The following is a 960-nucleotide window of genomic DNA, read 5'->3' as shown; positions in this document are numbered from 1 at the left end:
AGGTGATGAAGCACAGCACGATCACCGCCCCATACACGTAGAACAGCATCGTGCGGTTGGCTTCGCGCACCACGATGTTGGTCGCCGCCTCGATGCCGGCGCTGCCCGCGGCGAGCAGGAACTGGCGCTCGGGCGTGCTGTGCGCCTCGGCAAAGCGCGCCGCGGTCGCGACCACGCGGTCGAGGGTCTCGGCACGGTGGTCGCTCAGGTAGGCGATCACCGGCATCACCGAGCAGTCGTTGTTGAACAGATCCGGGTTGTTGACGGACGCCTGCTGCGCGCCGTAGTTGAGCACGTCCTGGTTGCGCGCGAGCGTCACCCACTTCGGGTTGCCCTCGTAGGAGCCGGCGGTGATCTGGCGCACCGCGTCACCGAGGAACACCGTCGTCTGCACCCCCGGCACCTGCTGCAGCTGCCAGGCGAGGCGATCGGCCTCGACCAGCGTCTCGTACTTCAGGCAGCCCTCGGCCGCGGTCTTGACGATCACCGCGAACTGATCCGACGAGAGCGAGTAATTGGCGGTGATGTAGGCGTTGTCGCGGTTGTAGCGCGAGTCGGCGCGCAGCTCCGGCGCGCCCGGTTCGAGATCGCCGATCTTGAGGTTGAGGCTCACGACGAAGCCCGCCACCGTCAGCACCGCGGAGATCGCGATCGCGCCGATCGCCCAGCGCCGTTCGGTGAAACGCTCGAGCCAGCGCCACAGCGCCGCGCCCGTGCCGTCGGCCGCCCCCGATTCGGCCACCAGGCTGCGCTGGGCCGCCCGGGCGCTTACGCCGGTGTAGGACAGCAGCACCGGCAGCAGGATCAGGTTGGTGAAGATCAGCACCGCCACCCCGATACTCGCCGAGAGCGCCAGCGACTGGATCACCGGGATGTCGATCACCATCAGCACCGCAAAGCCCACCGCGTCCGCCACCAGCGCCGTCATGCCGGCGAGAAAGAGGCGCCGGAAGGTGAAGC

At 68.3% G+C, this 960-nt stretch carries 1 protein-coding gene; it reads right to left on the bottom strand.

The window, feature by feature from the left end:
* On the bottom strand, positions 1 to 960 hold a 960-nt coding region (locus tag GPA25_RS23620), incomplete at both ends, for an RND transporter family protein (protein ID WP_484463061.1).

Source organism: Aromatoleum diolicum (assembly GCF_012910955.1).
Classification (GTDB): domain Bacteria; phylum Pseudomonadota; class Gammaproteobacteria; order Burkholderiales; family Rhodocyclaceae; genus Aromatoleum; species Aromatoleum diolicum.
Note: the sequence above shows the minus strand (reverse complement) of the source record. Positions and strands in the feature narration are given on the sequence as shown.